Annotated in this window: 22 protein-coding genes and 1 pseudogene; 10 read left to right on the top strand and 13 right to left on the bottom strand. The window is 71.4% G+C overall.

Annotated features, from left to right (window positions below):
* Positions 1-143 precede the first annotated feature (143 nt).
* Positions 144-1,091: a LysR substrate-binding domain-containing protein gene (locus ACFZBU_RS31730; protein ID WP_391587137.1), complete on the bottom strand. Its 948-nt coding sequence runs from the start codon at positions 1,089-1,091 to the stop codon at positions 144-146.
* A 497-nt stretch (positions 1,092-1,588) separates the two neighbouring features.
* Here ACFZBU_RS31730 and ACFZBU_RS31725 point away from each other — a divergent pair, with 497 nt between their 5' ends.
* On the top strand, positions 1,589-3,451 hold the full coding sequence (locus tag ACFZBU_RS31725) for a hypothetical protein (protein WP_391587136.1): 1,863 nt from the start codon (positions 1,589-1,591) through the stop codon (positions 3,449-3,451).
* A 152-nt stretch (positions 3,452-3,603) separates the two neighbouring features.
* Here ACFZBU_RS31725 and ACFZBU_RS31720 read toward each other — a convergent pair whose 3' ends face one another.
* The 4 genes from ACFZBU_RS31720 to ACFZBU_RS31705 form a co-directional block, all read right to left on the bottom strand.
* Positions 3,604-4,320: an SMI1/KNR4 family protein gene (locus ACFZBU_RS31720; protein ID WP_391587135.1), complete on the bottom strand. Its 717-nt coding sequence runs from the start codon at positions 4,318-4,320 to the stop codon at positions 3,604-3,606.
* A 38-nt stretch (positions 4,321-4,358) separates the two neighbouring features.
* On the bottom strand, positions 4,359-5,855 hold the full coding sequence (locus ACFZBU_RS31715; protein ID WP_391587134.1) for an MFS transporter: 1,497 nt from the start codon (positions 5,853-5,855) through the stop codon (positions 4,359-4,361).
* Positions 5,856-5,974: 119 nt separating this feature from the next.
* Entirely contained in the window at positions 5,975-8,122 is a 2,148-nt protein-coding gene (locus tag ACFZBU_RS31710; protein WP_391587133.1) for an endonuclease/exonuclease/phosphatase family protein, read from the bottom strand.
* 178 nt (positions 8,123-8,300) lie between these two features.
* Positions 8,301-8,855, bottom strand: a complete 555-nt coding sequence (locus ACFZBU_RS31705) for an NADPH-dependent FMN reductase (RefSeq protein WP_391587132.1) — start codon at positions 8,853-8,855, stop codon at positions 8,301-8,303.
* A gap of 41 nt (positions 8,856-8,896) precedes the next feature.
* On the opposite strand from ACFZBU_RS31705, the gene ACFZBU_RS31700 reads away from it, so the two are divergent.
* Positions 8,897-9,364, top strand: a complete 468-nt coding sequence (locus tag ACFZBU_RS31700) for a YbaK/EbsC family protein (RefSeq protein ID WP_391587131.1) — start codon at positions 8,897-8,899, stop codon at positions 9,362-9,364.
* Between the two features lie 166 nt (positions 9,365-9,530).
* On the opposite strand, the gene ACFZBU_RS31695 is transcribed toward ACFZBU_RS31700, so the two are convergent.
* From ACFZBU_RS31695 to ACFZBU_RS31685, 3 genes are all read right to left on the bottom strand, one after another.
* Positions 9,531-10,193 carry a class I SAM-dependent methyltransferase gene (locus ACFZBU_RS31695; RefSeq protein ID WP_391587130.1) on the bottom strand — a complete coding sequence of 221 codons (663 nt, stop codon included), beginning with the start codon at positions 10,191-10,193 and terminating at the stop codon, positions 9,531-9,533.
* 94 nt (positions 10,194-10,287) lie between these two features.
* Complete coding sequence (locus tag ACFZBU_RS31690) at positions 10,288-11,685, bottom strand: VWA domain-containing protein (protein WP_391587129.1); 1,398 nt, start codon at positions 11,683-11,685, stop codon at positions 10,288-10,290.
* A 6-nt stretch (positions 11,686-11,691) separates the two neighbouring features.
* On the bottom strand, positions 11,692-12,552 hold the full coding sequence (locus tag ACFZBU_RS31685) for an AAA family ATPase (protein WP_391587160.1): 861 nt from the start codon (positions 12,550-12,552) through the stop codon (positions 11,692-11,694).
* Positions 12,553-12,762: 210 nt separating this feature from the next.
* Here ACFZBU_RS31685 and ACFZBU_RS31680 point away from each other — a divergent pair, with 210 nt between their 5' ends.
* The 3 genes from ACFZBU_RS31680 to ACFZBU_RS31670 are packed head-to-tail and all read left to right on the top strand — an operon-like array spanning position 12,763 to position 14,800.
* Positions 12,763-13,386 carry an AIM24 family protein gene (locus tag ACFZBU_RS31680; RefSeq protein WP_391587159.1) on the top strand — a complete coding sequence of 208 codons (624 nt, stop codon included), beginning with the start codon at positions 12,763-12,765 and terminating at the stop codon, positions 13,384-13,386.
* Positions 13,383-14,030, top strand: coding sequence for an AIM24 family protein (locus tag ACFZBU_RS31675; RefSeq protein WP_391587128.1), 648 nt, complete (start codon positions 13,383-13,385; stop codon positions 14,028-14,030). Before ACFZBU_RS31680 ends, ACFZBU_RS31675 begins: the two co-directional genes overlap by 4 nt.
* A complete protein-coding gene (locus tag ACFZBU_RS31670; protein ID WP_391587127.1) occupies positions 14,027-14,800 on the top strand; it encodes an AIM24 family protein in 774 nt (257 codons plus the stop codon). Before ACFZBU_RS31675 ends, ACFZBU_RS31670 begins: the two co-directional genes overlap by 4 nt.
* Positions 14,801-15,029: 229 nt before the next feature.
* Here ACFZBU_RS31670 and ACFZBU_RS31665 read toward each other — a convergent pair whose 3' ends face one another.
* Positions 15,030-15,938: a LysR family transcriptional regulator gene (locus ACFZBU_RS31665; RefSeq protein WP_391587126.1), complete on the bottom strand. Its 909-nt coding sequence runs from the start codon at positions 15,936-15,938 to the stop codon at positions 15,030-15,032.
* Between the two features lie 181 nt (positions 15,939-16,119).
* On the opposite strand from ACFZBU_RS31665, the gene ACFZBU_RS31660 reads away from it, so the two are divergent.
* Positions 16,120-17,334, top strand: a complete 1,215-nt coding sequence (locus tag ACFZBU_RS31660; RefSeq protein WP_391587125.1) for an amidohydrolase family protein — start codon at positions 16,120-16,122, stop codon at positions 17,332-17,334.
* A 113-nt stretch (positions 17,335-17,447) separates the two neighbouring features.
* On the opposite strand, the gene ACFZBU_RS31655 is transcribed toward ACFZBU_RS31660, so the two are convergent.
* Positions 17,448-18,383: an EamA family transporter gene (locus ACFZBU_RS31655; RefSeq protein ID WP_391587124.1), complete on the bottom strand. Its 936-nt coding sequence runs from the start codon at positions 18,381-18,383 to the stop codon at positions 17,448-17,450.
* A 74-nt stretch (positions 18,384-18,457) separates the two neighbouring features.
* On the opposite strand from ACFZBU_RS31655, the gene ACFZBU_RS31650 reads away from it, so the two are divergent.
* Positions 18,458-19,405 carry a LysR family transcriptional regulator gene (locus ACFZBU_RS31650; RefSeq protein ID WP_391587123.1) on the top strand — a complete coding sequence of 316 codons (948 nt, stop codon included), beginning with the start codon at positions 18,458-18,460 and terminating at the stop codon, positions 19,403-19,405.
* A gap of 63 nt (positions 19,406-19,468) precedes the next feature.
* On the opposite strand, the gene ACFZBU_RS31645 is transcribed toward ACFZBU_RS31650, so the two are convergent.
* The gene (locus tag ACFZBU_RS31645; protein ID WP_391587122.1) at positions 19,469-20,443 is read right to left on the bottom strand and encodes a hypothetical protein; all 975 of its coding nucleotides are present in this window, start codon (positions 20,441-20,443) and stop codon (positions 19,469-19,471) included.
* Between the two features lie 344 nt (positions 20,444-20,787).
* Between ACFZBU_RS31645 and ACFZBU_RS31640 the strand changes: the two genes are divergently transcribed.
* The 3 genes and pseudogenes from ACFZBU_RS31640 to ACFZBU_RS31630 form a co-directional block, all read left to right on the top strand.
* Positions 20,788-22,458: a choice-of-anchor A family protein gene (locus tag ACFZBU_RS31640; RefSeq protein ID WP_391587121.1), complete on the top strand. Its 1,671-nt coding sequence runs from the start codon at positions 20,788-20,790 to the stop codon at positions 22,456-22,458.
* 328 nt (positions 22,459-22,786) lie between these two features.
* Complete coding sequence (locus ACFZBU_RS31635) at positions 22,787-23,701, top strand: SDR family oxidoreductase (RefSeq protein WP_391587120.1); 915 nt, start codon at positions 22,787-22,789, stop codon at positions 23,699-23,701.
* Between the two features lie 62 nt (positions 23,702-23,763).
* A pseudogene (locus tag ACFZBU_RS31630) lies at positions 23,764-24,042 on the top strand (PIN domain-containing protein); the annotation flags it as partial.
* Positions 24,043-24,163: 121 nt separating this feature from the next.
* Here ACFZBU_RS31630 and ACFZBU_RS31625 read toward each other — a convergent pair.
* Both ACFZBU_RS31625 and ACFZBU_RS31620 read right to left on the bottom strand, forming a co-directional pair.
* Entirely contained in the window at positions 24,164-25,123 is a 960-nt protein-coding gene (locus ACFZBU_RS31625; protein ID WP_391587119.1) for an electron transfer flavoprotein subunit alpha/FixB family protein, read from the bottom strand.
* Between the two features lie 117 nt (positions 25,124-25,240).
* A complete protein-coding gene (locus ACFZBU_RS31620) occupies positions 25,241-26,002 on the bottom strand; it encodes an electron transfer flavoprotein subunit beta/FixA family protein (RefSeq protein WP_391587118.1) in 762 nt (253 codons plus the stop codon).
* Positions 26,003-26,244: the final 242 nt, after the last annotated feature.

Below are 26,244 nucleotides of genomic sequence, written 5' to 3'. Positions count from 1 at the left end.
CCCGTTCCGCCGGTGAATATCCCGGAATCGACCGACCCGTACCCACGCACCGCGGTGCGCGCGGTGCCGCGTGGGCGTCGAGCCGGCGTGGTACCCCCGGGCGAACCGCCGGAGCCGGGCATGCGGTGGCGCACCCGCGGCGCTCAGTCCGAATCGAGCGCCGCCTCCTCGCCGAGCGCGGTCCGCAGCGCCGCCGCCTGATCACCGATGCAGGCCAGGAACGCACTCACCGCCGGCGTCGGCGTGCGGTCCGCCATCAGCGTGGTGCCCACCGTGCGACGCACCGACTCCAGCGGCACCGGCAGCACCGCGAGCCGCTCGTCGCCGGTGACCACGAGCTCGGGCAGCGCGGCGATCATGTCGGTGGCCAGCAGCAGCGCTCGCACGGTCAGGATCGAGGTGCACTCGACCCGGTCGGCCGGCAGCGGCAGCCCGCTGCGCGTGAACAACTGGGCCAACTCGCTGCGCAGCGCGGTCTGTTCGAGCGGCAGGATCCACGGGTGGGCGATGGTGTCGGCGAGCGCGCGCGCGGTCTCCAGGAGCGGGTGGCCGCGCCGCACCACCAGCCGGATCGGCTCGCGATACAGCGCGGTCTGCCGTACCCGCCCGGCGTCCTCGGCCCGGCCGAGCCGGCCGACCACGACATCGATCTCGCCGGCGAGCAGTTGCGGATACAGCACGTCGTAGGTGGCCTCGCGGACGATCACGGTGATCCCGGGCCGGTCCCGCTTGAGCGCGGACACCGCGCGCGGCAGCAGCACACTGGTGCCCGCGAGCAGCGTGCCGACCGTGACCGTACCGGTCTGCCCCTCGCGCAGGCTCGCGATGTGGTCGCCCGCCCGGCGCACCTCGGCCAGGATCACCCGCGCGTGGGCGACCAGGGCGTCTCCGTAGAGCGTGGGACTCATCCCGTGCGGACCCCGCTCGAACAGCGGGACGCCGACCATCGTCTCCAACTCGCGCAGGGTGCGGGTCGCGGCGGGCTGGGTCAGGTGCAGGGCCTCGGCCGCGCGGCTGACTCCCCCGTGCTCGGCGATCGCCGTGATCAGGGTCAGATGCCGGAACTTCAGGCGTCCGTCGAGCAGGTCCACGCAGGCTCCCGTACCGGTTCGGTGCTGCGTACCGCACGGGCACGCATACCTGTTTGGTGATGCAGTGGCGCCGGATCGGCATTGGATGGACATGCGCCGGCGCAGCCATCATGCACGTGGCGACAGCTTCTTGACGAGCCATCCACCGGGTACGGATGGCCGGATCGAGTCCGGCGCGCCGTCGTTGTTCGGCCACGACGCCGACCCGTTCCGCCCCGGCGGAGCGGATCGGTCCGTCGGCACCGCGGTCCTCGACCAACGCCCGACGACACCGGAACATCCGGGGTCACCGGGTCGGGTTCCTTCGCAGGAGGTGCACTTCGCCTGCGAAGAGGTGACGAGGGCGGTTCGGCCGGCCATCACGGCGCGCTCGCCACGCAGCCCGCCGGATCGGCGGCGGGCCGAACCCGCCTCGGCACCCTCGGCCCGCGTCCGCGAAACACCGCCCCACGCAAGCGCACTCCCCCGTCATCGTCCCGTGTCGGAAGGTTCGTCAGATGCGCCGTACGCCTGCCCTCGGCAGCAGATCCCGCAGGTCCCGGAGATACGGCAGGTCGGGCGCGGTCGCGCTGGCCGCCCTGGTGGCCGTCACCGGCAGCACCTACCTGGGCGACCCCGGCCGCACCGCCGCCGCCTCCGCGCCGCACACCACGAATGCCGCCGGCGCCACGCCGGACCCGAACATCCCCTTCGTCTGCCAGGAGCGCCGGCCGCAGCCGGCCGACCCGAACGCCTACGGCATGCAGCTCGACGGCTCGTTCCTGGCTCCCGCGTCCACCCCGCTCGACGAGGAGAACCCGCACCCCTTCGCAGGCCGCCGTGCCGACTACGACGGCAGGCAGTACGTGAAGAACATGAACGTCGAAGCCGCCTACGAGGGCTACGACTTCACCCCGGACTTCTTCCACACGTGGCAGAACATCGTCGACTTCGGCGGACGCCGGTACATGTTCCAGTACGACCGCTCCGAGGGCCGCGTCTACGACATCACCGACGTCAAGCACGTCACGGTGGTGGAGCGGATGTCCCGCGAGGACGTGGGCGGCGACGAGCTCAAGGCCAACGGCACCTGGGCCGCGGGCGATTACTGGGGCGCGTCCACGATCCAGTGGAACAAGCGGCTGAACGCCTACGTGATGGTGCAGTCCTTCGAGGACAAGCGCCAGATCAGCGAACTGACCGACGAGCCGGGCCACGACAAGTACGGCAACCCGGAGGGTGTGGCGAAGCTGCGCACCAAGCCCGGGCTCAAGGGCTTCAAGGTCTATCGCCTGGACGGGCCCAGGAAGGCCGATTGGCGGCTGATCTCGACCGTCAGCACCGACTCCACCCAGCCGAACCCGCTGAACAGCGACCCGACCAAGGCCCAGCAGGGCTCCGGTTCGCTGGACGTGCCGTACTGGGACGGCGGCAAGTACATGTTCATCGCCGTCGCGCCGAACGACACCTTCGCCAACACCGAGTACCCGACCAACCTGCACTCGGCCGGCTACCAGTCCTACGACATGTCCGACCCGGCCGCACCGAAGCTCCTGGACACCTGGCACCTGCCCGGCCAGGTCACCGGCGAGGAGGACGCGTACGCGAAGAACCCGCGCTGCGGCAACCGGACCAGCTGGCTGGGCGCGCGGATGTCGCTGTTCGTACCCAAGCCGGTCGAGCAGGGCGGCCGTTACGGCTTCGCGGTGCAGGGCGGTCTGGGCATGACCGTCCTGGACATCTCGGACCCGGCACACATGCGCCAGGTGGGCCACGTGGACCTGCCGCCGTCGGTGGCGGGTACCGAGGGCGACAACATCGACGTGTCGCAGTACGAGAAGACCGGGATGATCTATCTCTCCGGCTACCCGCTGACCGAGGACTGCTACGAGCCGTACAAGCCGATCTACCAGATCGACGCGCGGGACGTGGCCAACCCCCGGATCGTCGGCCAACTGCCCCGACCCACCCCGCCGCGGTCGGCCGGGATCACCGACTACTGCCAGCGCCGGGGCAGCTTCGGGCCCAAGCGCACCGGCTACTACACCAACCCGGGCCGGCACGACGACGGCACGCTCGTGTACGGCTTCTACAACGCGGGCGCCCAGGTCTTCGACGTCAAGAACCCCGCCCGGCCGGAGATCGAGGCGTACTTCGTGCCCAAGGCGTTCGGTACCAAGACCAGGGACTGGCCGACCGAGGACGGCACCTTCCCGGAGTGGGCGATGGGCAACCAGACGCACGGCGTCTACGTCGAGTGGGACCGCAACGTGGTGTGGGTGCTGACCAACCACGGCATCTACGCACTGTCGGCCAAGGACGTACTCGGCAAGCCGAACCTGGGCAAGCCGAAGGAGCCGTTCCGCAACAGCCAATTCTGACCCGATCCCGATCCCGATCCGGAGCGGACAGCGCGACCGAGGCCCGGCGTCCCCAGTGCGGGGCGCCGGGCCTCGGTCCGTCGTAGGCGTCCGAAGCGTCGGGGCCGGGGGCCTTGAAGTCTTCCGGGTCCCGGGGTCTTCGGGAGGCCCGGTCAGGCGGCCGGCTCCCCCTCGTCGTCGTCCTCGCCGCAGACCACGTCGAAGAAGTACTCCATGTCGTCTTCCGTGCGTGCTCGGAACACGATCATCCCGCCGTCGTAGCGGGCCAGCAGCTCGGCGCTCGCGAACCAGCGCACCCGGTTCCCGGGCTCCTCGCACTCGGGGTACCCGGGGAAGGGCAGTTCGCGCATCTCCTCCGGCAGCCGCTCGATCTCCTCGGGAGCGAGCTCGATCGCCTCGACGAGTTCGTCGTCGAACAGCAGGACCTCGGACAGTACGATCTCCACCGCCGCGACCGACAACCGCGGCAGCCAGGCCGACCAGGTCTCCTCGGCCGGCTCGGCCAGGCTGTAGCGCGCCAGCACCGCGGGATCGTCGCCGTCCGGCCGCACCCCCCACCACGCGACGCCCTGGTTCTCCTCGCGAAAGACCAGCACCCCGTCCTCGACGTAGAGCTTGTCCGGCGCCAGCAGCACGTCGTGATTGCTTGTCAGGTCGTGGCGCCGACCCAGGAGTTCGTACAGCTCCCGAAGCGCGGTCGGCACCGCCACGCCCAGCCGTGCGGCGCTCGCGTCCAGTTCCGCCCGGTCGTATCCGTCCGCGACACCGATCGCCTCGGTCCGGTCGGCGGCGAACGCGCGGATGAACTGCCAGGCCCCGGCCCGATCCGCGAGCGCGGCGGGCAGTGCCGCGTGGATGTCGAAAGTCATGCCCGGACGCTACCGGGTCGCGCGGACCATCCCCGGGGTCAGCGCGCCGTCGGGCCGGCGTGCCCGGGAGGCATCGAGGTGCGGCCCTTGCGCAGGTCCAGGAAGGCGACCACGAACGCGGCAAGCACGAAGCCCACCGAGACCATCAGCCCGTGGCGCAGCGGCCCGGCCCAGTCCCGGCCCTGGTCGGCGGCCAGCCGGGAGAAGAAGACCGACCCGACGGCGGCGATCCCCATCGCCGAGCCGATCCGCTGCCCGGTCTGCAACACCCCGCCCGCGGCGCCGCCCTGCACGGGCGGCACCTCGGCCAGGGTCAGCGTCTGGTTCGGCGAGATCACCAGGCCGCTGCCCAGCCCCGCACACACCAGCGGCGCCACCATCGCCCAGCCGACCCGGTGCCCGGGCACCTCGTCCACCGCCACGATCGCGCCGACCAGACCGACCACGACCATCAGCAGCCCGCCGGTCACCAGCGCGTGGCCGAACCGGTTCACCAGGCGCCCGCCGATCGAGGCGCCCACCGCCGAGCCGAGCGCGAACGGGGTGATGGCCAGGCCCGCGAGCAGCGCGCTGTAGCCCAGGCCGGACTGGAGGTAGAGGGTGAAGACGAAGAAGATCGAGGTGAAGCCGGCGAAGTAGAACAACATCACCAACAGGCCGAGCGTGTACGAGCGGACCTTGAACAGCGCCAAGTCGACCACGGGCATGCGACCGCGCCGGCCCTGGCGGATCTCCCACCACACGAAGGCGCCGAAGAACGCCGCCGCGATCGGCACCAGCAACCACTTGGCGGGGCCCTCCCACTGCCGCGCCTCGACCAGCGGCAGCAGCAGCAACAACACGCCGGAGCCGAGCAGGAGCACGCCGATCGGATCCAGATCGCGCAGGCAGGCCCGGTTCTCGTGGTCGGGGCCGGGCAACAACCGCCGGGCCAGCACGAGGGCGACGATGCCGATCGGGAGGTTGACGTAGAAGACCCAGCGCCAGCCCTCGTCGGCGCCGAACGCCTTGATGATCAGGCCGCCGAGCAAGGGGCCGACGGCCGTGGAGATGCCGATCACCGTGCCGAACATGCCGAAGGCGCGGCCGCGTTCGCGGCCGGAGAACATCTGCTGGATCAGCGCGGACACCTGGGGGGTGAGGATGCCGCCGGCGATGCCCTGGAGCAGTCGGGCCAGCACCAGCCACAGGGACGTCTGCGCCGCGCCGCACAGCGCGCTGGCGCCGGTGAACAGGGCCAGGCCGGTCATGAACATCATCCGGCGACCGCGCGCGTCGCCGATCCGGCCGGCCGGTACCAGGACGAGTCCGAAGGTCAGCGCGTAGCCGGACAGCACCCACTGGATCTCGCTCTCGCTCGCGCCGAGGCCCTCGCGGATGGACGGCAGCGCGACGTTGACGATCGACACGTCCAGCAGGGTGATGAATCCCGCGATCAGACAGACCGCAAGCGCCTTCCAGCGACGCGGGTCGGGCTCGTCGCGCTCGGTCACCGTCGCGCACCCCTCCTCCGGAGCCACCCATCTGGTGGCCATCCGAAGGACGGTGCCCACATTCCGGACCGGCAAGGCCGCCGGGTGGGTGACCTCGGAGCCGTGCGGCCGAACCCGGCCTTCGGCCGGTGCCCTCGACGCCGGGCGGGCGGGCGGCTTCGTCAGTACACGAGCGTCACGGCGACGGGGAGGTGGTCGGATGCCTTCGACGGTGGGGAGTCGACGGCGGCGACCCGCAACCTGGGGTCCACCAGGACCTGGTCGATCTCCTTCTTCGGCTTGTCCGCGGGGTAGGTCCGGACCGGTCGGGCCCGGGCCAGGCCGTCCTCGAGTCCCCGGCCGGTGAACGCCTTCAGTTGCGGACTGTCGATCGTCGCGTTCATGTCACCGAGCACCACCACCGGCGCCGAGGTACCCATCCGCACGGCGAATTCCGCGGCCCGCTCGGCCTGTACCCGAGGCACTTCGTCGTCCGCGTCCTGAAGGTGTGTGGACACCACGGCGACCGACTTGCCGGGCGCCGCCTCGACCACCACGCCCAGGGCCTGCGCACCGGTCGGCGCACCACCCGCCGGCAGCTTGATCGACTCCAGGTGCCGGATCGGCTTGCGGGTGAGCACCGCGTCGCCCCACTGCGGATCGGCCGCCGGTGCGAACCGGTACGGCAGGTCGAGCCGGCGGGCGAGCAGCGTCAGCACATCGTGGCCGCCGTTGAGGAACCAGGCCCGGTCCACCTCGTTGAGCAGCAGCACGTCCGGCTTCAGCGCCCGGATCGTGTCCGCCGTGCGGTCCGGATCGAACCGACCGTCCAGGCCGAAGCCCATCCGGATGTTGTAGGTGACCACCCGCAGCGTCCCGGCCGCCGCGTCCGGCACCGGCGCCGATCCGGCGGCCGGACGCAGTCCGAACGCGGCGAGCGCGATCAGTACCGGAAACACGGTCGCCAGGGCGAGCGGCGCATGGATGCGTTCGGCCAGGGACGGGGGCGGCGGGGCGTCCCGGAGCCGATCCGCCTTGCGGGCACCGGCTCCGCCGGCCGTGGGCGTGGCGGGCGCACCGGGCCGGCTGCCCGCGCGACCGGGGGCGGGCTTGGCCCCGGGGCGCGTGCCGGCCCGCCGGCCCGGTCGTTGCGCATCCCGGCCGGCGCGGGTACGGCCGCCGAGCGGGACGTCGGATCGAACCCCGCCGTGCCCACCGCTGTGTGCGACCGTCCGGCCTCGGGTCCGCGCGGGTGCGTGAGCGGGTACCGGCGCGGCCTCGGCTTCGGCCGAAGCGGGCGCACGCAGATCCCGCACCGCCGCGAGACCGGCCGGCACCGCGAGCGCGAGCACGCCCAGGAGCAGCACCCGGCCGCGGGTCAACACGTCGATCTCGATGTCGTAGCGGGCGTAGTGCAGGAAGGTCAGCGCGAAGAAGCCGACCATGCTCCAGGCCGGCGCCCGGCGCACGGCGGGCCGCACCCGCCCGGCGGCGTCGCCCAAAACCAGGCCCACCCCGAGCACTCCGAGCGCCTGCCAGCCGGCCGCGCCGCTCGGTGCCAGGCCGACGATGCCCTCGTGTGCGCTCGTCTGCAGGTAGCCCGCGCCGATCACACCGGCCACCAGCGACACCAGGCCGAGCGGCAACACCCACACGCCACGCAGCCGCGACACCGGCACCGCGAGCGCCCATGCGCCGACCAGCAGCGGTACGCCCCAGCGCGGTTCGCCGGCCGCGGCGTGCGCGACGCCGACGTTGCCGAACAACACGCCGGTGAGGAACAGCACCGGCCCGAGCACGGCCCACAGGACCGGCTGCGGTGCGGGCACCGCCGGTGCCGAAATCCACACCTGCGCGGCCACGAACACCACGGCGAGCGTGCCCAGCACGGCCCAGCCGCGCCAGACCTCCAGCCACATCGGGTCCAACGTGCCGAGCCCCGCGTGCAGCGCCACCGCCGCCGCCAGGCCGGCCACGACCCCGACACCCGCGTCCCAGCCGGTGTATGCCACCGCCACCAGCCAGCACAACGCGGCGACCAGCGCCGCACAGGCGAGGTAGAGCTGCGCGTCACCACCGTCGGTGAACTGCAACCACAACCGCACCATCACCATCGCCACACCGGCCACGACCGCGACCGGCCGCCCACCGACTCGACGGCACAGCGGCACCACCGCGAACGCGGCCACGAACCAGGCGATCGCGAACAGGCCCAGCTGTGCGGCGGGCGTGGCCCCGGCATCCCCGAACACGGTGATCAGCGAGGGCAACCACACCCGCAGGATGTCGACCAGAAAGACGATCCCCAGAGCGATCACGATCACAGGCACGTGCAACCCCCGTCTCGATGGCGGGGTCAGCATAGAGCGGCGAAACGCCGTTCGGGAGGCCACTCTTGACGATCGATCAGCGGGTCCCCGGTCGGCTCGGCCGAGCCGAGGCAGGGGACCGGCGAACGGCCGTGCGGCGCACGCGCGACCGGGCGGCGGAGCGGCCTGCGGGGCGCGCTCAGCCGTGGGTGACGCGGGCCGCTTCGGTGAGTGCGGTCAGGGCGGCGGTGATGTCCCTGCGCACGTCGGGGTCGGCGATCAGGCCGTCCGGGCCCACCGCGTCGCGGGACACTCCCACGCGTACGCAGGCCGCGTCGACGACGTCGGCTCCGGTGTAGCCGAGCACGACGCGCAGCGACTCGTGCGCCTTGGCCGCGCCGCCCGGGTTGGCGGAGGCGTTGATCCAGGCCACCGGCTTCTCGCTGGTCTCCACGCCGCCGACGGTCCAATCGAGCAGGTTCTTGAACGAGCCGGGCAACGCGCCGGCGTATTCGGGGGTGGAGAACAGCACCGCGTCGGCGGCCTCGATCGCGGCCCGCAGTTCCACGACGGCCGGCGGCAGCGGCTCGTGGTCCTCGTCCGGGTTGAAGTGCGGCAGTCGACCGAGCCCCTCGAACACGACCGCGTGCACGCCGGGCGGCGCGACCTCCCGGGCGGTCCGGACCAGCGCGGAGTTGGTGGACTCCGCACGAAGCGACCCACTGATCAGAAGCACCCGACGATTCGCTGTCATGGCCGGTCAAGGTAGCACCGCTGGAGTACTACCCTCACCTCATGAACACGCCGGTCGAGAAGGTCGCCGAGGCGCTGCGGGCGCTCGAAGCCACGGGAGAGATCCGGGAATTCACCGAGACGGTGCCGACCGCGGCGGCAGCCGCCGAGGTGCTGGGCTGCGACGTGGGCGCGATCGCCAACAGTCTGGTGTTCTCCGCCGACGGCCAACCGCTGCTGGTGATCACCAGTGGGGCGCACCGGGTGGACACCCGGGTGATCTCCCGTCTCCTGGGCATCCGCAAGATGCGCCGCGCCGACCCGGCCTTCGTGCTCTCCGCGACCGGCCAGGAGGTGGGCGGGGTCGCCCCGGTCGGCCACCCGCACCGGATCCGCACGCTGGTCGACACCTGGCTGGCCAAGCACGAGGTGGTCTGGGCCGGCGCCGGCAACCACAACCACATGTACCCGACCACGTACGCGGAACTGTTGCGGATGACGGGTGGGCAGGCCGCGGACGTGGAGGCATAGGGCCCGGCGCAGTTCGGGGGGTCGCGTCGGCCCGTCAGCGGCCGGTCCACTCCGGCGCCCGCTCGGCCAGGAACGCGGCGACGCCCTCCTTCATGTCCTCGGACGCGGTGATCGCGGCCGGCCGGCGGCTGAGCCGGCATCCACCCGTCGCGCGGCGCCGCCGGCATCACGCCGGCCTGCGCACGATGGTCTCCCAGTGCGCCCAGATGCCCGGCGGCGGCTCGCGGCGCTCGGTGTGCTCCGCGCGCAACGGCAGCACCGGCTCGAAGTCGGCGAGCAGGGACTCCAGTTCGCGGCGCCCGTAGTAGTGCACGGTGAGGCCGGCCTTGAAGCCCGCCAGGTAGCGGAAGGTGTGACCGCCGTCCTCGTCGGCGTCCAGGACCTCGTGCGCCTCGACCGCCTCGGTGTCGGCGGAGGCGGTGCGCAGCGCGAACAGACCGCCGGGGGCGACCCGGGCCAGCGAGCCGCGCAGCAGCGCATGCGCGGCGGCGCGGGTCCCGTGCTGGTGCACCTGGATGCCGATCACCAGGTCGTAGCATCGACCGGGCGGCAGATCCTCCTGTGTGCCGTGCACGAGGGTCGACCCCGGCGCCCGGTCGGCGAGTTGCTCCAGGGCGGTACGGGAGGGGTCGACGCCGACCAGGTCGAGACCGGCGCGGTTCATCGGGATCAGGTTGCGGCCGTTGCCACAGCCGATCTCGACGCCCGAGGTGCCCGGCGCGGCAACCGCCAGGATGCGGTCCACGAACGGATCGGGCCCGGCGTCCGCATACATCCCACCCGCGTAGGCGTTGTCCCAATAGTCCACGGCAATGCGATTCCGGTCCATGCGGCCGAGCCTGCCAGATCCGACCCGGCCCTTCGAAGCGGTACGGGAGCGGCTCGCCCGCCCGAATGGCGGGGTGCCGGATTGCCGGGAACGGTCAGGCCAGCTCTCCCACGAACCGGCCCAGTTGGGTCAGGTTGCGGCACTCGATCATCGGGATCCGCCGGCCGTATACGCCGGCGATCGAGTCGCCGGTGTCCCAGTCCCGTTCCGGCTCGGGGTTGAGCCACCAGGCGTGCCGGGCCGGCGCCACCATCGCCGCGAGTGCTGCCAGGGCCGGGTCCTGGTAGTTGTTCCGCGCGTCGCCCAGGATCAGCAGCGATGACTTCGGGCCGATCACGTCGCCGTAGCGCTGCACGAAGATCTTGAACGCGTGTCCGTAGTCGCTGTGTCCGCTCAGCCGGACCAGGTTCGCCTCCGCGGTCAGCCGGCGCATCGCCTCGGTGACGTCGCCGCCCGGCCGTTCGAAGAATCGGGTCACCTCGTCCACCGTGTCGATGAACGCGAACGCCCTTACCCGGGCGAACTGTTCGCGCAGTGCGTAGGCGAGCATCAGGGTGAAGTGGGCGAACGAGGAGACCGATTCGCTCGCGTCGCACAACACCACCAGCTCGGGCTTGTGCGGTCGGCGCGGGCGGTGATGCGTGGTCAGCGGTACGCCACCCGTGGACAACGACGCGCGGACCGTTCGGCGAAAGTCCAGGCGGCCGTGTCGGCCCGCCCGTTGCCGGATCGTCAACCGGGTGGCCAGCCGCTGGGCGAGCGGTTGGATCTCCCGGCGCAGCGCGATCAGGTCGGTCCGGCTCGCGCGCAGGATGTCGAGGCTCTCCACGGCGGGCTTGACCGCGGTCTCGGCGACCCGCTCGACGCCGCGCTCCTCGGCGAGCCGGCGGCGCACGTCGGAGAGGATGTGCTCGTTCAGCCGGTCCACCCGGGCCTGGATCATCCGCCGCGCGTTGCGTTCGGCCACCCCGCCCGGGAGTCGCCCGCCCAGCACCGCGCGCAGGAGTCCCGCCATCAGCGTCCGCGGGTCGAGCGCCCGACCGACCATGTGCGCGGACCACGAGGCTCCCGAGGGCCCGTCGAAGCCACCGAATCGCCCGACCGCCTCGCGCGCCAGCCTGCGCAGCGCGATGTCGTCCTCGCCGAGCAGGAGTTCGCGCAGCCGGTCGCGGAAGACCTCGGCGTCGACGGCGTCCACGTCGCCCTCGGCCGCGCCGCCCGGCTCCTCGCGGGCCGTGTCGTCCGCCTGATCGGCGTGCTCCTGCGTCGCCGTGCCGACCGGAAACCACAGCTCGAACAGCGTGTCGAAGACCGCCCGGTGGGTGTGCCGCTTGCACAGCGACGCGGCATAGGCGGCCCGCAGCGTCTCCCGGTCGGCCAGGTCGAGCACGGTCAACGCCCGGGCGGCGTCCAGTCCTTCGGCGAGCGACACCGGCAATCCGCCGTGTCGCAGCGCCCGGACGAAGCCGGTGTGTCGGTCGAGGAGGGACATCGGCGGTCAGCCGCCGAAGCCGGGCAGGCCGAGTTCCTTCGCGGCCCGCGTGTGGTCGGAGGCGTGCTTGAGCACGACGCCGAGTGTGCTCGCGATGGTTTCCTCGTCCAACTCGTCGGCCGCCAGCGCGATCAGCGTCCGGGCCCAGTCCAGCGTCTCGGCGATCGACGGTGCCTTCTTGAGCTCCAGGGCACGCAGCGACGCGACGGTGCGTACCACCTGTTCGGCGAGTTGCGCGCGGATCCCGGGCACCCGGGTGAGCACGATGTCCCGTTCGCGCTCCGGCGTCGGGTAGTCGATGTACAGGTACAGGCAGCGCCGCTTGAGCGCCTCGCTCAACTCGCGCGTCGCATTGGAGGTGAGCACCACGAACGGGCGCCGCGAGGCGGTTATCGTGCCCAGTTCGGGGATGGTGACCTGGAAGTCGGAGAGCACTTCGAGCAGCAGTCCCTCGACCTCGACGTCCGCCTTGTCCGTCTCGTCGATCAGCAGCACGGTCGGCTCGTCCCGGCGGATCGCGGTGAGCAGCGGCCGGGCCAACAGGAACTCCTCGGCGAAGATCCCGGCCCGCGCCTCGTCCCACCCGTCCACGCCCGCCTGGATGCGCAGCAGTTGCTTGCGGTAGTCCCACTCGTACAGCGCGCGCGACTCGTCCAGGCCTTCGTAGCACTGCAACCGGATCAGTTCGGCGGACGCGGCCGCCGCGACCGCCTTGGCCAACTCGGTCTTGCCGACCCCCGCCGGGCCCTCGATCAGCAGCGGCTTGCCCAGGGCGTCGGCCAGGAAGACGGCGGTGGCGATGCCGGGGTCGGTCAGGTAGTCGACGGCTCCGAGCCGGGTACGGGCGTCCTCGGGGGAGGCGAACATCGTCATGGTGGTGCACTCCTCGCGGGGCGATCTGCGGCCGGCCGGTGCGCCGGGCTCCGCCGGCTGCCTCTCAAGCTAGCAAGAGGCCGGTGTGGCGAAGGCAACGGCGTGGCTGCCCTGCCGCTGGTAAAAGCCCGGCAAGATGAGGGGTTTCCACCCTCCGGCGAGCGGTGGGGCGCTGCTAGCTTCCCGATCGTGGCGACCTTTGTGATGCATGGCACGCGAGTTCTCGCGGTGGGCATGAGCGGAGAGGCGGTCAAGGCCCGAAACGGGACGATGATCGCCTATGACGGACGGATGTCCTTCAAACGACTGTCCGGTGGGGGTGAGGGGCTGCGCGGAATGGTGACCCGCCGACTCACGGGTGAGGGCATGACCCTCATGGAGGTGAGCGGTGAGGGCACCTGCTGGTTCGCCGACCGGGCCACCGAGATCAACCTGGTCCGGCTCACCGGCGAGACGCTGCACGTCGAGTCGAGCAACCTGCTCGCCGTCGACCAGAGTCTGCGCACCGGCACCGAGTTCACCGGCCTGAGCGGCGCGACCAGCGGCCAGGGCCTGTTCACCACGACCGTGTCGGGCCAGGGCACGGTCGCGGTCACCTCCGACGGTCCGGCCATCGTGCTGCGGGTCTCGCAGAACGAGCCGCTGTCGGTGGACCCGGGAGCGTATGTCGCGCACACCGGTCAACTCCGCAAGGAGTTCGTCAAGGACGTCAACTGGCGCACCTTCATCGGCGAGGGATCCGGCGAGAGCGTGCAGTTGCGCTTCCAGGGCGACGGGCTGGTCTACGTACAGCCCACCGAGCGGCAGACCATCGGGGGCCAGACGTGACGTTCGACCAAATCAACTCCAAGATGATCGAGGCCACCGTACGGCCGGGGCAGACGCTGTACTGCCTGCGCGGTGCGATGTTGGCCTACCGGGGCGAGGTGTCCTTCACCCCGACCACCACCGGGGCGCAGGGTGTCGGCGGGATGATCGGCCGGCGGCTGGCGGGCGAGTCGGTACCGCTGATGAAGGCCGAGGGCGACGGCACGGTGATGTTCGGTCACGCGGGCCGCCACGTGCACCTGATCCAGATCACCGGTGACACGCTGCACGTCGAGGCGGACCGGCTGCTCGTCTTCGAGGACTCGCTGCAGCAGGGCACCATGTTCATGGGCTCGCACGGCGGCGTCCGCGGCATGATCCGCGGCCAGGTGACCGGCCAGGGGCTGTTCACCACGACGCTGACCGGCCACGGCTGGTGCGGGGTGCTCGCGCACGGCGGCGTGATCGAGCTGCCGGTCCAGCCGGGTCGCTCGATCCACGTCGACCCGCAGGCGTACGTGGCGCATCGAGGGCAGATCGACAACCGGATCGGCGCCAACGTGGGTTGGCGCGACGTGATCGGGCGCGGTTCCGGCGAGGCGTTCCAGTTGGAGCTGTCCGGCACCGGAACCGTCTACGTCCAGGCGAGCGAGGAGAAGTTGTGACCGCCCCCGGTTCCGGCCCCGCGGTGTTCGACGCGCGAACGCTGCCGGAGGACGACAACGTCAATCCGTACACCTTCTGTGTGGCCCTCGACGGCGAGTGGTTCGTGCAGAAGGGCAAGATGATCGCCTACTACGGGCGGATCAAGTTCGAGGCCCTGGGCGTGGGCGCACTCGACCGGCTGGTCACCGCGAACTTCAACTCGCCGCTGTACATCCAGGACTGGATCGTCGCGCAGGGCAAGGGCCGACTGTTGCTCGCCGACCGCGGCTTCGACGTCAACTCGTTCGACCTGGAACAGGGCAACCTGACCATCCGGGCCGCCAACCTGCTCGCCTTCCAACCCGGCCTGGACCTCAAGCAGTCGATCGTGCCCGGGTTCGTCACGCTGATCGGCACCGGCAAGTTCGTCGCCGCCTCCAACGGCGCGGTGCACTTCGTCGAGCCGCCGATCCGGGTGGACCCCGAGGCGCTGCTCGGTTGGGCGGACTGCCCGACGCCGTGCCACCACTTCGACACCAAGTACATGCGCGGCGCGCTGGGCATGGCGCGCCGGCTGACCGGTCTCGGCGGCGCGTCCGGCGAGGAGCACCAGTACGACTTCGTCGGGGCCGGCACGGTGCTGATGCAGTCCTCGGAGATCTCGATCGACCCGAACCTGATCCCGACCCAGGCCGCGGCGGGCAATCAGCCGCCCGGTGGGCAGCAGGGCGTGCCGGGGATTCCCGGGCTGCCGAACATCCCGGGTCGGCTGGGGCGCCTGTTGCAATGAGGTCGGCCCGGCGGGAACCGGCGCCGGGGCCGCGCCGTTGACCTGGGGAGGCCCTTCACTGGGGACGGTGAGGGGCCTCGCCAATGCTTCGGGCGGGCGGGCGGCGCGCAGCGGCCGGGGTCGCTTCGCGCGCTCGGGTCGCCTCGCAGGCTCGGGCCGGTTCGGGCGTGAGGGTCGCGGGTCGCTTCCGGCGCCCGGACCGCGCGGGTCGCTTCGGTGGCCCGTGCGCTCACAGCTGGTCGGCGAGGTCGCTGGCCGCCGCCACCTCGCGCAGCAACTGGACCAGCACGCCGACCCCCTCGTGCTCCTGGTCGGCCCGCCAGAACGCGGTGACCGCGACGTCCGGCGCCCCCGTCAGCGGCACCTGGACGACCCCGCGCACCGGACGCTGCCGGGCCCACCCGCGCGGCGACAGGCCCACTCCCTGGCGGTCCACCACGCGCGCGATCACGTCGTCCACGCTGCCGTACGCCTCGACGATCTCGGTCGCGCCCGAGCGCCGCAGCGCCTCGGTGACGCGGGTGTACAGCCTGGGGTGCGGCTGGCGCGGCCACACCACGATCGGTTCACCGCATCCGACCAGTTCGGTCAGGTTCACCGACAACCGCCCGGCGAGCGCGTGTTCCTGCGGAAGCAGCGCGACGAAGGCGAACGTACCGACCCGGGCGGACTCGAAGCCCGGGCCCAGGTCCGGCAGCCAGCCCAGCCCCGCGTCCAGGACACCCTCGCGCACATCGGCCACCTGACGGGCCGTCGGCTCGCTCGTCCACTGCACGCGCAGCGCCGGGTGGCGGATGTGCAGCGCGGAGATCGCGGCCGACACGAGCGAGGGGCCCAGGCCGGAGGTATACCCCACGCGCACCTGTCCGGCGTCCCAGGTGGCCCGCCGACGCACCTCGGCGCACGCGTCGTCGAGCACCCGCAGCGACTCGTCGAGCCGACTGCGGAACACCTCGCCGAGCGGCGTGAGCGCCACCGGCAGCGAGGATCGGTCCACCAGCCGGGCGCCGAGCTGCTGTTCCAGGCGGCGCACCGCCTTGCTGACCATCGGTTGGGACAGATACAGCCGTGCCGCGGCGCGGCCGAAGTGCCGTTCCTCGGCGACGGCCAGGAAACATCTCAGGTCACGCAGTTCCATGGAAACCCACCTATGCCGTGTCGGCATAACGTTAGCAACAACAGGGGCTTGGCTGACGCCCCGTCAGCAGGTTTCCTGGGTAGCGCAGGGTCCACGCGTCGCAAGCGGGGCCACCGCCACCAGGCCCACGCAGTCGCGCCCAGTCGCGCCAGTCCCACCCGATCGCAATGAGGAGCAGGCCATGACGCTCGAGATCCCGCGCATCATCTCCGTGGACGACCACGTGGTGGAGCCCCCGGACCTGTGGACCTCGCGGCTGCCCGCCAAGTACAAGGACCGCGGCCCGCGCGTGGTGCGCGACAAGGCGAAGTTCAACTTCATCGGCGGCGTGTTCTCCTACGAGCGCGGCGTCGAGGACGGCGAGTGGTGCGACTGGTGGCTGTACGACGACCTGGTCTACCCGTTCCCCAAGCTCTCGGCCGCGGTCGGCTTCGACACGCTGGACGTGACGCCGGTCACCTTCGACGACATCCGGCCGGGTGCGTGGATCCAGTCCGAGCGGCTCAAGGACATGGACACCAACCACGTCGACGCGTCGCTGTGCTTCCCGAACATCCTGCCGCGATTCTGCGGCCAGGCGTTCTACGAGCGTGAGGACAAGGAACTCGCGCTGCTGTGCGTCCGGGCCTACAACGACTGGATGATCGACGAGTGGTGCGCGGGCGACGGCAAGGGCCGCCTGCTGCCGATGACGATCGTCCCGCTGTGGGACGCGAACCTGGCCGCCGCGGAGGTGCGCCGGTGCGCGGCGAAGGGTTCGTTCGCGGTCGCCTTCTCGGAGAACCCGGTCCCGCTGGGCCTGCCGTCGGTGCACGACAAGGACCGCTTCTGGGACCCGTTCTTCCGGGCGTGCGAGGAGACGAACACGATCGTCTGCATGCACATCGGGTCGTCCTCGAAGATGCCGTCCACGTCGCCGGACGCGCCGTTCATCGTCTCCTCGGTGCTGACCTTCCAGAACGCCATGGGTTCGATGGTCGACTACATCTTCTCCGGCGTCTTCGACCGCTTCCCGAAGATGAAGATCGCCTACGCCGAGGGCCAGGTCGGCTGGATGCCGTACGTGATGGAGCGCGCGGACAAGCTGTGGGAGGAGCGCGACGACAACGCGTTCGGCTCGTCGCTGACCCAAAAGCCCAGCTCGTACATCCAGGACCGGATCTACGGCTGCATCTTCGACGACGAGATCGGCCTGCGGAACCGCGACGTGATCGGCATCGACCAGATCTGCTTCGAGGTCGACTACCCGCACGCGGACTCGACGTTCCCGAACACCCACAAGGTCGCCCTCGACATCGCCACGAAGGCGGGCCTGACCCAGGCCGAGTGCGACAAGCTGTTCCGCACCAACGCCATCAAGGCTTTCGGCCTGGAACGCTTCGGGATCACGAAGTAACCCCCACCGACCCCCCGCCGGCCGCCCCCACTCCCCCGGGTGCGGCCGGCGGCGCCCGTTCCGGTGACGCTCACGTCAAATCGCCGGGGCCCGGGGCGTACCGGGCGCGTCGGTCAGGGCCGTGGGCCGGTCGTCGGGATCGGGAGGGGCGCGGCCGGGGCGGTGCGGGTGAGCGGTGCCGGTGCCGTGGGCGGTGTGCCGCGTTGCATGCCGGACAGGGCAATGCCGGTGAGGACGATGGCGGCGCCGAGCGTTTCGATCGGACTCGGGCGTTCGCCGAGCACGGCCCAGGCGGCGAGGATGCCGACGATCGGGACGAGCAGGCCGTACGGGGCGACCGCGGAGGCCGAGCGGCGCCCGAGCAGGGCGAACCACAGGCCGTAGCCCAGCCACGAGGACAGCACGACGGTGAAGGCCAGGCCGCCCACGCCGCTCCACGAGGCCGAGGTGAGTGCGTCCAGGTCCTGCCCCGGCCCCTCGACGGCCAGCGACAGTGCCAGCAGCGGCAGCGGCGCGACGAGGGCGGACCACACCACCAGGCCCGTGCCGCCCGGGATGCCCGCCTTCCGGGTGAGCATGTTGCCGAAGCCCCACGACGCGCCCGCGCCGATCATCAGGACGAACGGCCACAGCGACGCGCTCTGGCCCCGGCCGAACGCGATCACGCCCATTCCGAGCGCGGCCACCGCGAGCGAGATCAGCCGGGTGCGGCCCGGGATCTCGCGCAGCATCAGCACCGCGAACAGCACCGTGAACATCGCCTGGCACTGGATCACCACCGAGGACAGCCCGGCCGGCATCCCGGCGTGCATCGCGCTGAACAGGAACGCGAACTGGCCCACGTTCACCGTGAGCCCGACCCCGATGATCAGCCGCCAACTCGTCTGCGGCCGCTTGACGAACAGCACCGCCGGAAACGCGACGAGGGCGAACCGCAGCGCGGCCAGCAGCAGGGGCGGAAAGTCGTCGAGGCTCGCGTCGATCGCAACGAAGTTCACGCCCCAGATCACGCTGACGAGCGCGGCCCACAGGGAATCGGTACGGGTCATGAGGGAAAGTGTGTGGCTCGACCATCCATCGGGTCCATCTACATTTTCCGGACCTCAATCGGTAGTTTTCCTGCATGGAACTCAAGCGGCTGAACATCCTGCGCGCGCTCGACCAGCACGGCACCGTCGCCGCCGCCGCGCAGTCGCTGCACCTGACCCCGTCCGCGGTGTCCCAACAGCTCGCCGTGCTCGCCCGCGAGGCGGATGCGGCGCTGCTGGAGAAGCACGGCCGCGGGGTGCGGCTGACCGCCGCGGCGCACGTGCTGCTCGGCCATGCCGACGCGATCGCGACCCGCCTGGAGCAGGCGCGCGCCGACCTCGCCGCGCAGCGGGACGGGCGGATCGGCAGGGCTCGGATCTCCGCTTTCCCGTCCGGCATCTCGGGCCTGGTCGGGCCGGCACTGGCCCGGCTGAAGGTGAGCCACCCGGGGTGGCGGTTCGAGGTGGTCCAGTACGAGACGGAGGAGGCGCTCCCGTTGTTGCCCGCCCGGGAGTTGGACGTGGCGGTCGTGATGACGCACCCCGACATGCCCGCGCCGGACCATCCGCGGATCGAGTTGCACCCGCTGTTGGACGAGCCGTTCGAGATCGCGCTGCCGACCGGCCACCCGCTCGCCGAGCGGGCCGAGGTCTCGTTGGCCGCCGACCTCGCCGACGCCGACTGGATCATCACCGCACCGGGGACGGCGTGCCACGGACTGCTTCTGACGGCCTGTCATCAGGCCGGATTCCAGCCGCGTCTGGTGCACACGTCGACCGACTTCGGCGCGCAACTGGCCCTGGTGGCGGCCGGTCTGGGGGTGACGATCATCCCCCGACTGGCCCAGCCGGCGCTGCCGCCCGGGGTGCTGCTGCGTCCGATCGCCGCGCCCGCGCCGCGCCGGCACCTGATGGCGGCGGTCCGCCGAGGCTACGGCCCGTCCCCGCTGCTGACCACGCTGCGCGCGGTCGGTGCGCAATTGCGCGCCCGGGATGCGCGCGAGGCCGGCGCGAGCCGTGCGGTGGCCGGTCCGACCGGTTGATCCGATATCGATGCGGCCCACTACCTTTCGATGCCGACCGGCGACGCCCGATGCGGCGCCGGATCAGCCCCGGGCGGCGGCCCCGGTGCCGGTCGCCGGGTTCGCGTCCGTACCCGCGCCCGGCCCCGAGCCCGGTCCGGCGGAGGGTTCCTCCGGTTCGTGCTTGCCGAAGTAGGCGACGGCCACCGCGCCGGACACCGCGAGCACGAAGCCCATGACGGCCATCCAGGCCAGCCCGTCCCGCGAGGTGTCGCCGAGCCACAACACGCCCACCGCACCCGGCACCACCGTCTCGCCGACCACGAGCGCCGCCGTCGCGCCGTTCACCGAGCCGATCTGGAGCGCGATGGTGTGCAGGTACATGCCGCCGATGCCGCCGATCAGCACCGCGTACAGCGCCGGGTCCGCGGCCAGCTTGCCCAGGTCGAACGGGTCGACCCCGTCCAGGATCCGCACGCCGATGCCCAGCCCGCCGAAGCCGAGCCCGGAGAGCAGACCCGCGACGATCGCGCCGTTGGCGCCCAGGAAGCGGACCAGCAGTGTACCGCCGACGATCACCACGAACGTGATGATCAGCACCCACCAGTGGGTGGCCCGCGGACTGTGCCCGTCGCCCTCGGGACCGGCCGCGATGCCGAGCAGCACGAGTGCTCCGCAGACCACGCCGATCGAGGTCCAGTCGGCCCGATACAGCTTGATCCCGAGCAGCTTGATGCCGAGTACGGCGGTGATCACCAGGTTCGCGCTGATGATGGTCTGCGACAGGAACAGCGGCAGCAGCCGCGCCGCCAACGCGCCGAGCGCGAAGCCGACGAAGTCGAGCACGGTCCCGACGATGAACTCCCACGTGACCGCGGCCTTGGCCGTGGAGGACAGGCTCGGGCCGCCGTACCCGGTCACCTGAGCGCTGCCGCCGCCCCGCTCGGCCCGTTTGGCCGCCTCCTCGCGCGCGGATCGCCGCGACCCGACCGCTTGCAGCACCGACCCCACGCCGTAACACGCGGAGGCCGCGACAGCGGTGACCAGACCGACGATCACAGAAGACTCCCATTCACCCGGATTCGGATATGCCGCGAGGGCGGCTACGGACACCCTGCCGGCCTCGCGAGGGTCCGACCCGCGACCCTCGTGCCGGCCGGCCCGCGGTGGACCGGTTCGGGTCCGACCGCGGAGCCCTCCCCGCCTCGTCTCGCCACGCCAACGATCGTGTTCCGCAGCCGGTTTCCGATTCCGGCTCGTGGATCACATCCCATACCTGCGGCGTACTCGGGCCGTACGCATCTCGGTTGACGACGAGCGAAGCGCCCTGCCGGCAGGGGCATTCGGGGGAATCTCCTGCGCGCCTTGTGACGATTTGTAGACTTATGTCTGATTCTTCGTGAATGCACAGGAAACCGAACGCCCGGATCCGCGCGACGGGCCTCGCGCTGTCCGGAGTCGTCACCCTCGGCGGTGTGATCCTCGTCTGCGTGTTCGCTGTCATGGGTTTCGCCAAGCCGCTGCCCGGCGGACTCGGCCCCTGCGTTCCCGGCAGTTGCCCGACCGTGAATCTCGAACCCAACAACGGCCCGATCGCGGGTCGCGACAACGGCATCAACATGTTCGTCGGCGGCGACTGGTCCGTGAGCGGATCCGCCGCGGAGGCCGAGGGCAAGCTGGTCGCCCTCGGCAACTTCGACATGAACAAGACGTCGGGGTCCAGCATCTACAACGTGGGCATCGTGGGTGTCGGCACCCGGGTGCCCCCCGACAACGGCACCGACTTCCTCACCGTCGGCGGCAACCTCACGGTCGCGAGCGGCCAGAGCGTGATCGCCGAGGAGGGGACCGTCAGCGGCGTGGTGCGCTACGCCGGCACCCTGACCGGCACGGTGACGCCCACCGCCGTCAAGGACGGGTCCGCCGCGGCCCCGTACGCCGGCCTGCGTCCCCAGCTGACCGATTCGTCGAGCTGCTACGCCTTCCCGGACGGACGGCCGCGCGCGGCCACCGGCACCGCCACGAACGTGGGCTTCGAGACGCTGTTCACCGGTGACGGCACGTCCCCACTCCAGGTGTTCAACGTCGACTTCGACATGGTCAATCCCGTGGGAGGCGGGGACCAGGGGATCTCGTTCGTCGGGATCCCCGCGGGCGCCACGGTCCTGGTCAACCTGACCGGGCCGACCCGGGTGATCGGCACCTTCATCGGCAGCGCGGACATCCCCACCGGGCTGCGTGAGCACCTGCTGTGGAACTTCCCGGAGGCCACCTCGGTGACCATCAAGGGCAGTGCCCAGTTCCAGGGCAGCGTGCTGGTGGGCAACCCGGCGAGCACCACGACGGTGTCCGTGCCGGGGATGAACGGGCGGTTCTTCACGGCCGGTTCGCTGGTCCACCAGTCGACGTCCGGGTCCGAGTTCCATCGGTACCCGTTCGACGGCGACCTGCCGGACTGCGGTGGGTCCACGTCGGCCTCGCCGTCCGCGTCGCCTTCCGCTTCGCCGTCGGCTTCCCCGTCGGCCTCGCCTTCGGTCAGCCCGTCGGCGTCTCCGTCGGCGTCTCCGTCGGCGTCTCCGTCGGCCTCGCCGTCGGTTTCGCCCTCGGCAAGTCCGTCGGCGAGTCCCTCGGCGAGTCCGTCCGCTTCGCCGTCGATGAGCCCGAGCGCCAGCCCCTCGGCTTCACCGTCGGCGAGTCCTTCGGCCAGCCCGTCGGCTTCCCCATCGGTCAGCCCGTCGGTCAGCCCGTCCGCGTCGCCGTCGGCCTCGCCATCGGCATCCCCGTCCGGCTCCTCCTCGGCCTCGCCCTCCGCCAGCCACTCGGCGGTGTCCTCCGGTGCGCACACCAAGCCGCACGGCGGCGGCGCCGGTGGCGGGGGCGGCCACGGTGGCGGCCCGGGCGGCGGTAACGGCGGTGGCCACGGTGGTGGCATCGGCGGATCCGGCGGATCGCAGCTCGCCCACAGCGGCATGACCGGCAACGCCGCGATGTTGATCGCCGGCAGCGCGATCGCCATCGTCCTCGGCGTGATCCTGATGTTCGCCTACCGCGCGCGCAGCCGTAGCCGCGCGTAGTCCTCATCCGACCCGAATGGCCCCCGCTCTCCCCGGAGAGCGGGGGCCATTCCCACGTCCTCGCTCGCGGACGCCGGAGCCGTCGGCCAGGCGTCGGGGTCGGCCGCGGGCAGCTCGCACGCACCCGGCAGGCACGTCACGTGCGTGTCGTGTCGGCACGGCATGTTCCCCATGTTCCCCGTGTGGCACGTCCTTTCGCGCCCGCGCGGCGTGCGCGCGCCCGTCCCGCAGCATGGTCGGACAAAGGATGTACGCGGCAACGGTCTCACCATACTGTGACCCCCGTAGCGGTCGTCGGAAGCGATCGACAAGCATTCGGAGGGGCCATATGAGCGGGATCTGCGAGGGACGCGTGGTCGTCGTGACCGGTGCGGGCAACGGCATCGGCCGGGCACACGCACTGGCGTTCGCGGCCGAGGGCGCCAAGGTCGTGGTGAACGACCTCGGTGGTGCGCGCGACGGTACCGGCGCGTCGGCGGGTCCGGCGCAGGCCGTGGTGGCGGAGATCGTCGCGGCGGGCGGCGAGGCGGTGGCCAACACCTCCGACATCTCCGACTTCGCCGGCGCGGAGGCGCTGATCGGGCAGGCGATCGAGACGTTCGGCCGGCTCGACGTGCTGGTCAACAACGCGGGCATCCTGCGCGACCGGATGTTGACCAACATGTCCGAGGCGGAGTGGGACGCGGTGATCAAGGTCCATCTCAAGGGCACGTTCGCGCCCGCGCACCACGCGGCGGCGTACTGGCGCGGCCTGGCCAAGGCGGGCGAACAGGTCGACGCCCGGATCATCAACACCAGTTCGCCGTCCGGCATCTTCGGCAACGTGGGCCAGACCAACTACGGCGCGGCCAAGGCCGGCATCGCGGGCTTCACCATCATCGCGGCGCAGGAACTGGGCCGCTACGGCGTCACGGTCAACGCGATCGCCCCCACCGCCCTCACCCGGCTGACCGAGGACCTGGCCGGGTTCGCCGACGAGGCCGCCGCCGCGAAGCTCGCCGAACAGCTCGCCCCCGAGCACATCTCGCCGCTCGTGGTCTGGCTCGGCAGCCCCGCCTCCGCCGGCGTCACCGGCCGGGTCTTCTCCGTCACCGGCAGCTCGATCAGCGTCGCCGAAGGCTGGTCCAACGGCCCCACGGTCGACAAGGGCGCCCGCTGGTCCCCCGCCGAACTCACCGACGTCATCCCCGACCTGGTCGCCAAGGCGGCCGGCAACGCCGACATGAGCGGCACCCGCAAGTAGCCCCCTCACCGCCCCGATCCCGCCCCGGCCGCCGCCGACCCCCGTCAGGCGGCGGCCCTCACCACAGCGCGCGCACGGCTGCGGACCGCGCTCGGGGCATCGAGGACATGCGGCTGCTGTTCGGCCGGGTTCCGGTCGACGACCGTGCCTATGACCGCGCCTGGCAGGTGCAGGACGAACTCACCGATCGGGGACACCATCGCAGTGCCGGGGCCGTGGATCTGGTCGTCGCCGCCACGGCCGAGCTCCAGGGTCTGACGCTCCTGCACCGGGACCGGGACTGCATCGCGGCCGTCACCGGGCAGGCTCTCCAGTGGTACGGCCCCGCACTCGGCAAGTAGTCCCGGGTGGGGGTTCGTCCCGTGCCTTCTCGGTGTCGTGGCATGTGCGGCGACCCCGCGACCGGTCGTGCCGGTGCGGGGTCGTCGCGTGCGCGGGGAGGGGCCGTGGGGCCGCCCGCCGCTACTTGCGCTTGTTGATTTCCGCCTCGAGTTGCGGCATCACCTTGAACAGGTCGCCGACCACGCCGTAGTCGACCAGGTCGAAGATCGGCGCGTCCTCGTCCTTGTTGATCGCGACGATGGTCTTCGAGGTCTGCATGCCCGCGCGGTGCTGGATCGCGCCGGAGATGCCCACCGCGATGTACAGCTGCGGCGAGACCTGGGTGCCGGTCTGGCCGACCTGGTGGCTGTGCGGGTACCAACCGGCGTCGACCGCCGCGCGGGAGGCGCCCACGGCCGCGCCGAGCGCGTCCGCGACCGACTCGATCACGTGGAAGTTCTCCGCGCCGTTGACGCCGCGGCCACCCGAGACGACGATGTCGGCCTCGGTCAGCTCGGGGCGGTCGGACTTCTCGCGCGGGGCGCGCGAGACGACCCTGGTGCCGGTGGCGAGGGCGGTGAAGTCCACCGTCACGGCCTCCACGGCGGGGGTGGCCGGGGCCTCCTCCGGGGTGGCGGCGTTGGGCTTGACCGTGATGATCGGGGTGCCCTTGGTGACGTGCGCCTTGACCTGGTAGGTCGCGGCGAACACCGACTGCTCGGTGACCGGGCCGTCGGCGCCGGCCTCGATGTCCACCGCGTCGGTGATCAGGCCCGACTCCAGGCGCACCGCGACGCGCGCCGCGATCTCGCGGCCGTCGGCGGAGGAGGCGACCAGGATCGCGCCCGGCTCGCCGTTCCCGGCGATCTGGGTCAGCGCGTCGACGGCCGGGGCGACGAGGAAGTCGTCCACCTCGGGGGCGTCCACGACGTAGACCTTCTGCGCGCCGTACTTGCCCAGCGTCTCGGTGGCGCCCTCGGCGCCCTTGCCCAGGAAGACCGCGGACGGCTCACCGAGGCGGCGGGCCAGGGTCAGCAGCTCCAGGGTCGGCTTGCGGACCGCGCCGTCGGCGTGGTCGACGAGAACGAGAATCTCGGCCATGTGGGGTTCTCTCCTTGTCCGGTACAGCCCGGATTTCTCCGGCCGGGTTGCGATGCTCGGTCGCCCCGGGGGCGACCTCCACAAACGTGTCGAAACAGTCCGGTGCTGCTGACCGACTCAGATGAACTTCTTGGCGGCGAGGAACCCGGCCAGCTGCACGCCGCCCTCGCCCTCGTCCTCGACGACCTCGCCCTTGGCGCGCGGCGGGCGCTTGGTCGCGGTGTCCACGATCGACCACGCTGCGGACAGGCCGACCTGGTCCGACTCGATGCCCAGGTCGTCCAGGTCCAGCGACTCCACGTTCTTCTTCTTGGCCGCCATGATGCCCTTGAAGGACGGGTAGCGGGCTTCGCCGGTGCGGTCGGTGACCGACACGACGGCGGGCAGCGCGGCCTCGATCCGCTCGGTGGCCACGTCGCCCTCGCGACGACCCTTGACAGTGCCGTTCTCGACCGTGACCTCGTCCAGGTAGGTGACCTGCGGGACACCCAGACGCTCGGCCAGCATGGCCGGCACGACGCCCATCGAGGCGTCGGTGGAGGCCATGCCGCAGACGACCAGGTCGAAGCCGGCCCGCTCGATGGCCTTGGCCAGGATCAGCGAGGTGCCCAGTGCGTCGGTGCCCGCGATGTCGTCGTCGTTGACGTGGATGGCGTTGTCGCCGCCCATCGCCAGCGCCTTGCGCAGCGCGTCCTTGGCGTCGTCCGGACCGACCGTCAGGAACGTGATCTCGGCCTCGACGCCGGACTCCACGATCTTGAGCGCCTGCTCGATCGCGTACTCGTCCAGCTCCGACAGCAGGGAGTCGACCGACTCGCGATCGGTGGTGCCATCGTCGTTGAAGCCCCGGTCCCCGGTCGCGTCGGGTACGTACTTCACGCAGACAACGATTTTCACAACAGTTCTCCTGTGGTCGTCCGGTCACCCAGGTGCCGGTCCGAGGGTGTCATGCCCGTCGACGGGGGCGGCGACAGGCCCACGGTTCCGGCCCCAAGATCCATCAATCTCCGCGCCACGATGCCACGCCCGCGCGAAGGCGCACGCGTGACACAGGGCACATTCAGTTCTGACGGTCCGTCAACTTCTGCTTCGAGAGTACGCGGTCTTGGTAAAGCCGCTGA

It is taken from the genome of Embleya sp. NPDC008237, assembly GCF_042956465.1.
Taxonomy (GTDB): domain Bacteria; phylum Actinomycetota; class Actinomycetes; order Streptomycetales; family Streptomycetaceae; genus Embleya.
The sequence above is the reverse complement of the archived record's forward strand: the minus strand, read 5'-3'. Positions and strand labels throughout refer to the sequence as shown.

Bases quoted from the DNA above. Each gene is read 5' to 3' on its own strand.
- ACFZBU_RS31665 (WP_391587126.1), bottom strand. From the start codon at position 15,938: ATGGAACTGCGTGACCTGAGATGTTTCCTGGCCGTCGCCGAGGAACGG.
- ACFZBU_RS31700 (WP_391587131.1), top strand. From the start codon at position 8,897: ATGAACACGCCGGTCGAGAAGGTCGCCGAGGCGCTGCGGGCGCTCGAA.
- ACFZBU_RS31720 (WP_391587135.1), bottom strand. From the start codon at position 4,320: ATGACTTTCGACATCCACGCGGCACTGCCCGCCGCGCTCGCGGATCGG.
- ACFZBU_RS31660 (WP_391587125.1), top strand. From the start codon at position 16,120: ATGACGCTCGAGATCCCGCGCATCATCTCCGTGGACGACCACGTGGTG.
- ACFZBU_RS31685 (WP_391587160.1), bottom strand. From the start codon at position 12,552: ATGTTCGCCTCCCCCGAGGACGCCCGTACCCGGCTCGGAGCCGTCGAC.
- ACFZBU_RS31640 (WP_391587121.1), top strand. From the start codon at position 20,788: ATGCACAGGAAACCGAACGCCCGGATCCGCGCGACGGGCCTCGCGCTG.
- ACFZBU_RS31725 (WP_391587136.1), top strand. From the start codon at position 1,589: ATGCGCCGTACGCCTGCCCTCGGCAGCAGATCCCGCAGGTCCCGGAGA.
- ACFZBU_RS31715 (WP_391587134.1), bottom strand. From the start codon at position 5,855: ATGGCCACCAGATGGGTGGCTCCGGAGGAGGGGTGCGCGACGGTGACC.
- ACFZBU_RS31695 (WP_391587130.1), bottom strand. From the start codon at position 10,193: ATGGACCGGAATCGCATTGCCGTGGACTATTGGGACAACGCCTACGCG.
- ACFZBU_RS31625 (WP_391587119.1), bottom strand. From the start codon at position 25,123: ATGGCCGAGATTCTCGTTCTCGTCGACCACGCCGACGGCGCGGTCCGC.
- ACFZBU_RS31655 (WP_391587124.1), bottom strand. From the start codon at position 18,383: ATGACCCGTACCGATTCCCTGTGGGCCGCGCTCGTCAGCGTGATCTGG.
- ACFZBU_RS31650 (WP_391587123.1), top strand. From the start codon at position 18,458: ATGGAACTCAAGCGGCTGAACATCCTGCGCGCGCTCGACCAGCACGGC.
- ACFZBU_RS31635 (WP_391587120.1), top strand. From the start codon at position 22,787: ATGAGCGGGATCTGCGAGGGACGCGTGGTCGTCGTGACCGGTGCGGGC.
- ACFZBU_RS31690 (WP_391587129.1), bottom strand. From the start codon at position 11,685: ATGTCCCTCCTCGACCGACACACCGGCTTCGTCCGGGCGCTGCGACAC.
- ACFZBU_RS31705 (WP_391587132.1), bottom strand. From the start codon at position 8,855: ATGACAGCGAATCGTCGGGTGCTTCTGATCAGTGGGTCGCTTCGTGCG.
- ACFZBU_RS31680 (WP_391587159.1), top strand. From the start codon at position 12,763: ATGCATGGCACGCGAGTTCTCGCGGTGGGCATGAGCGGAGAGGCGGTC.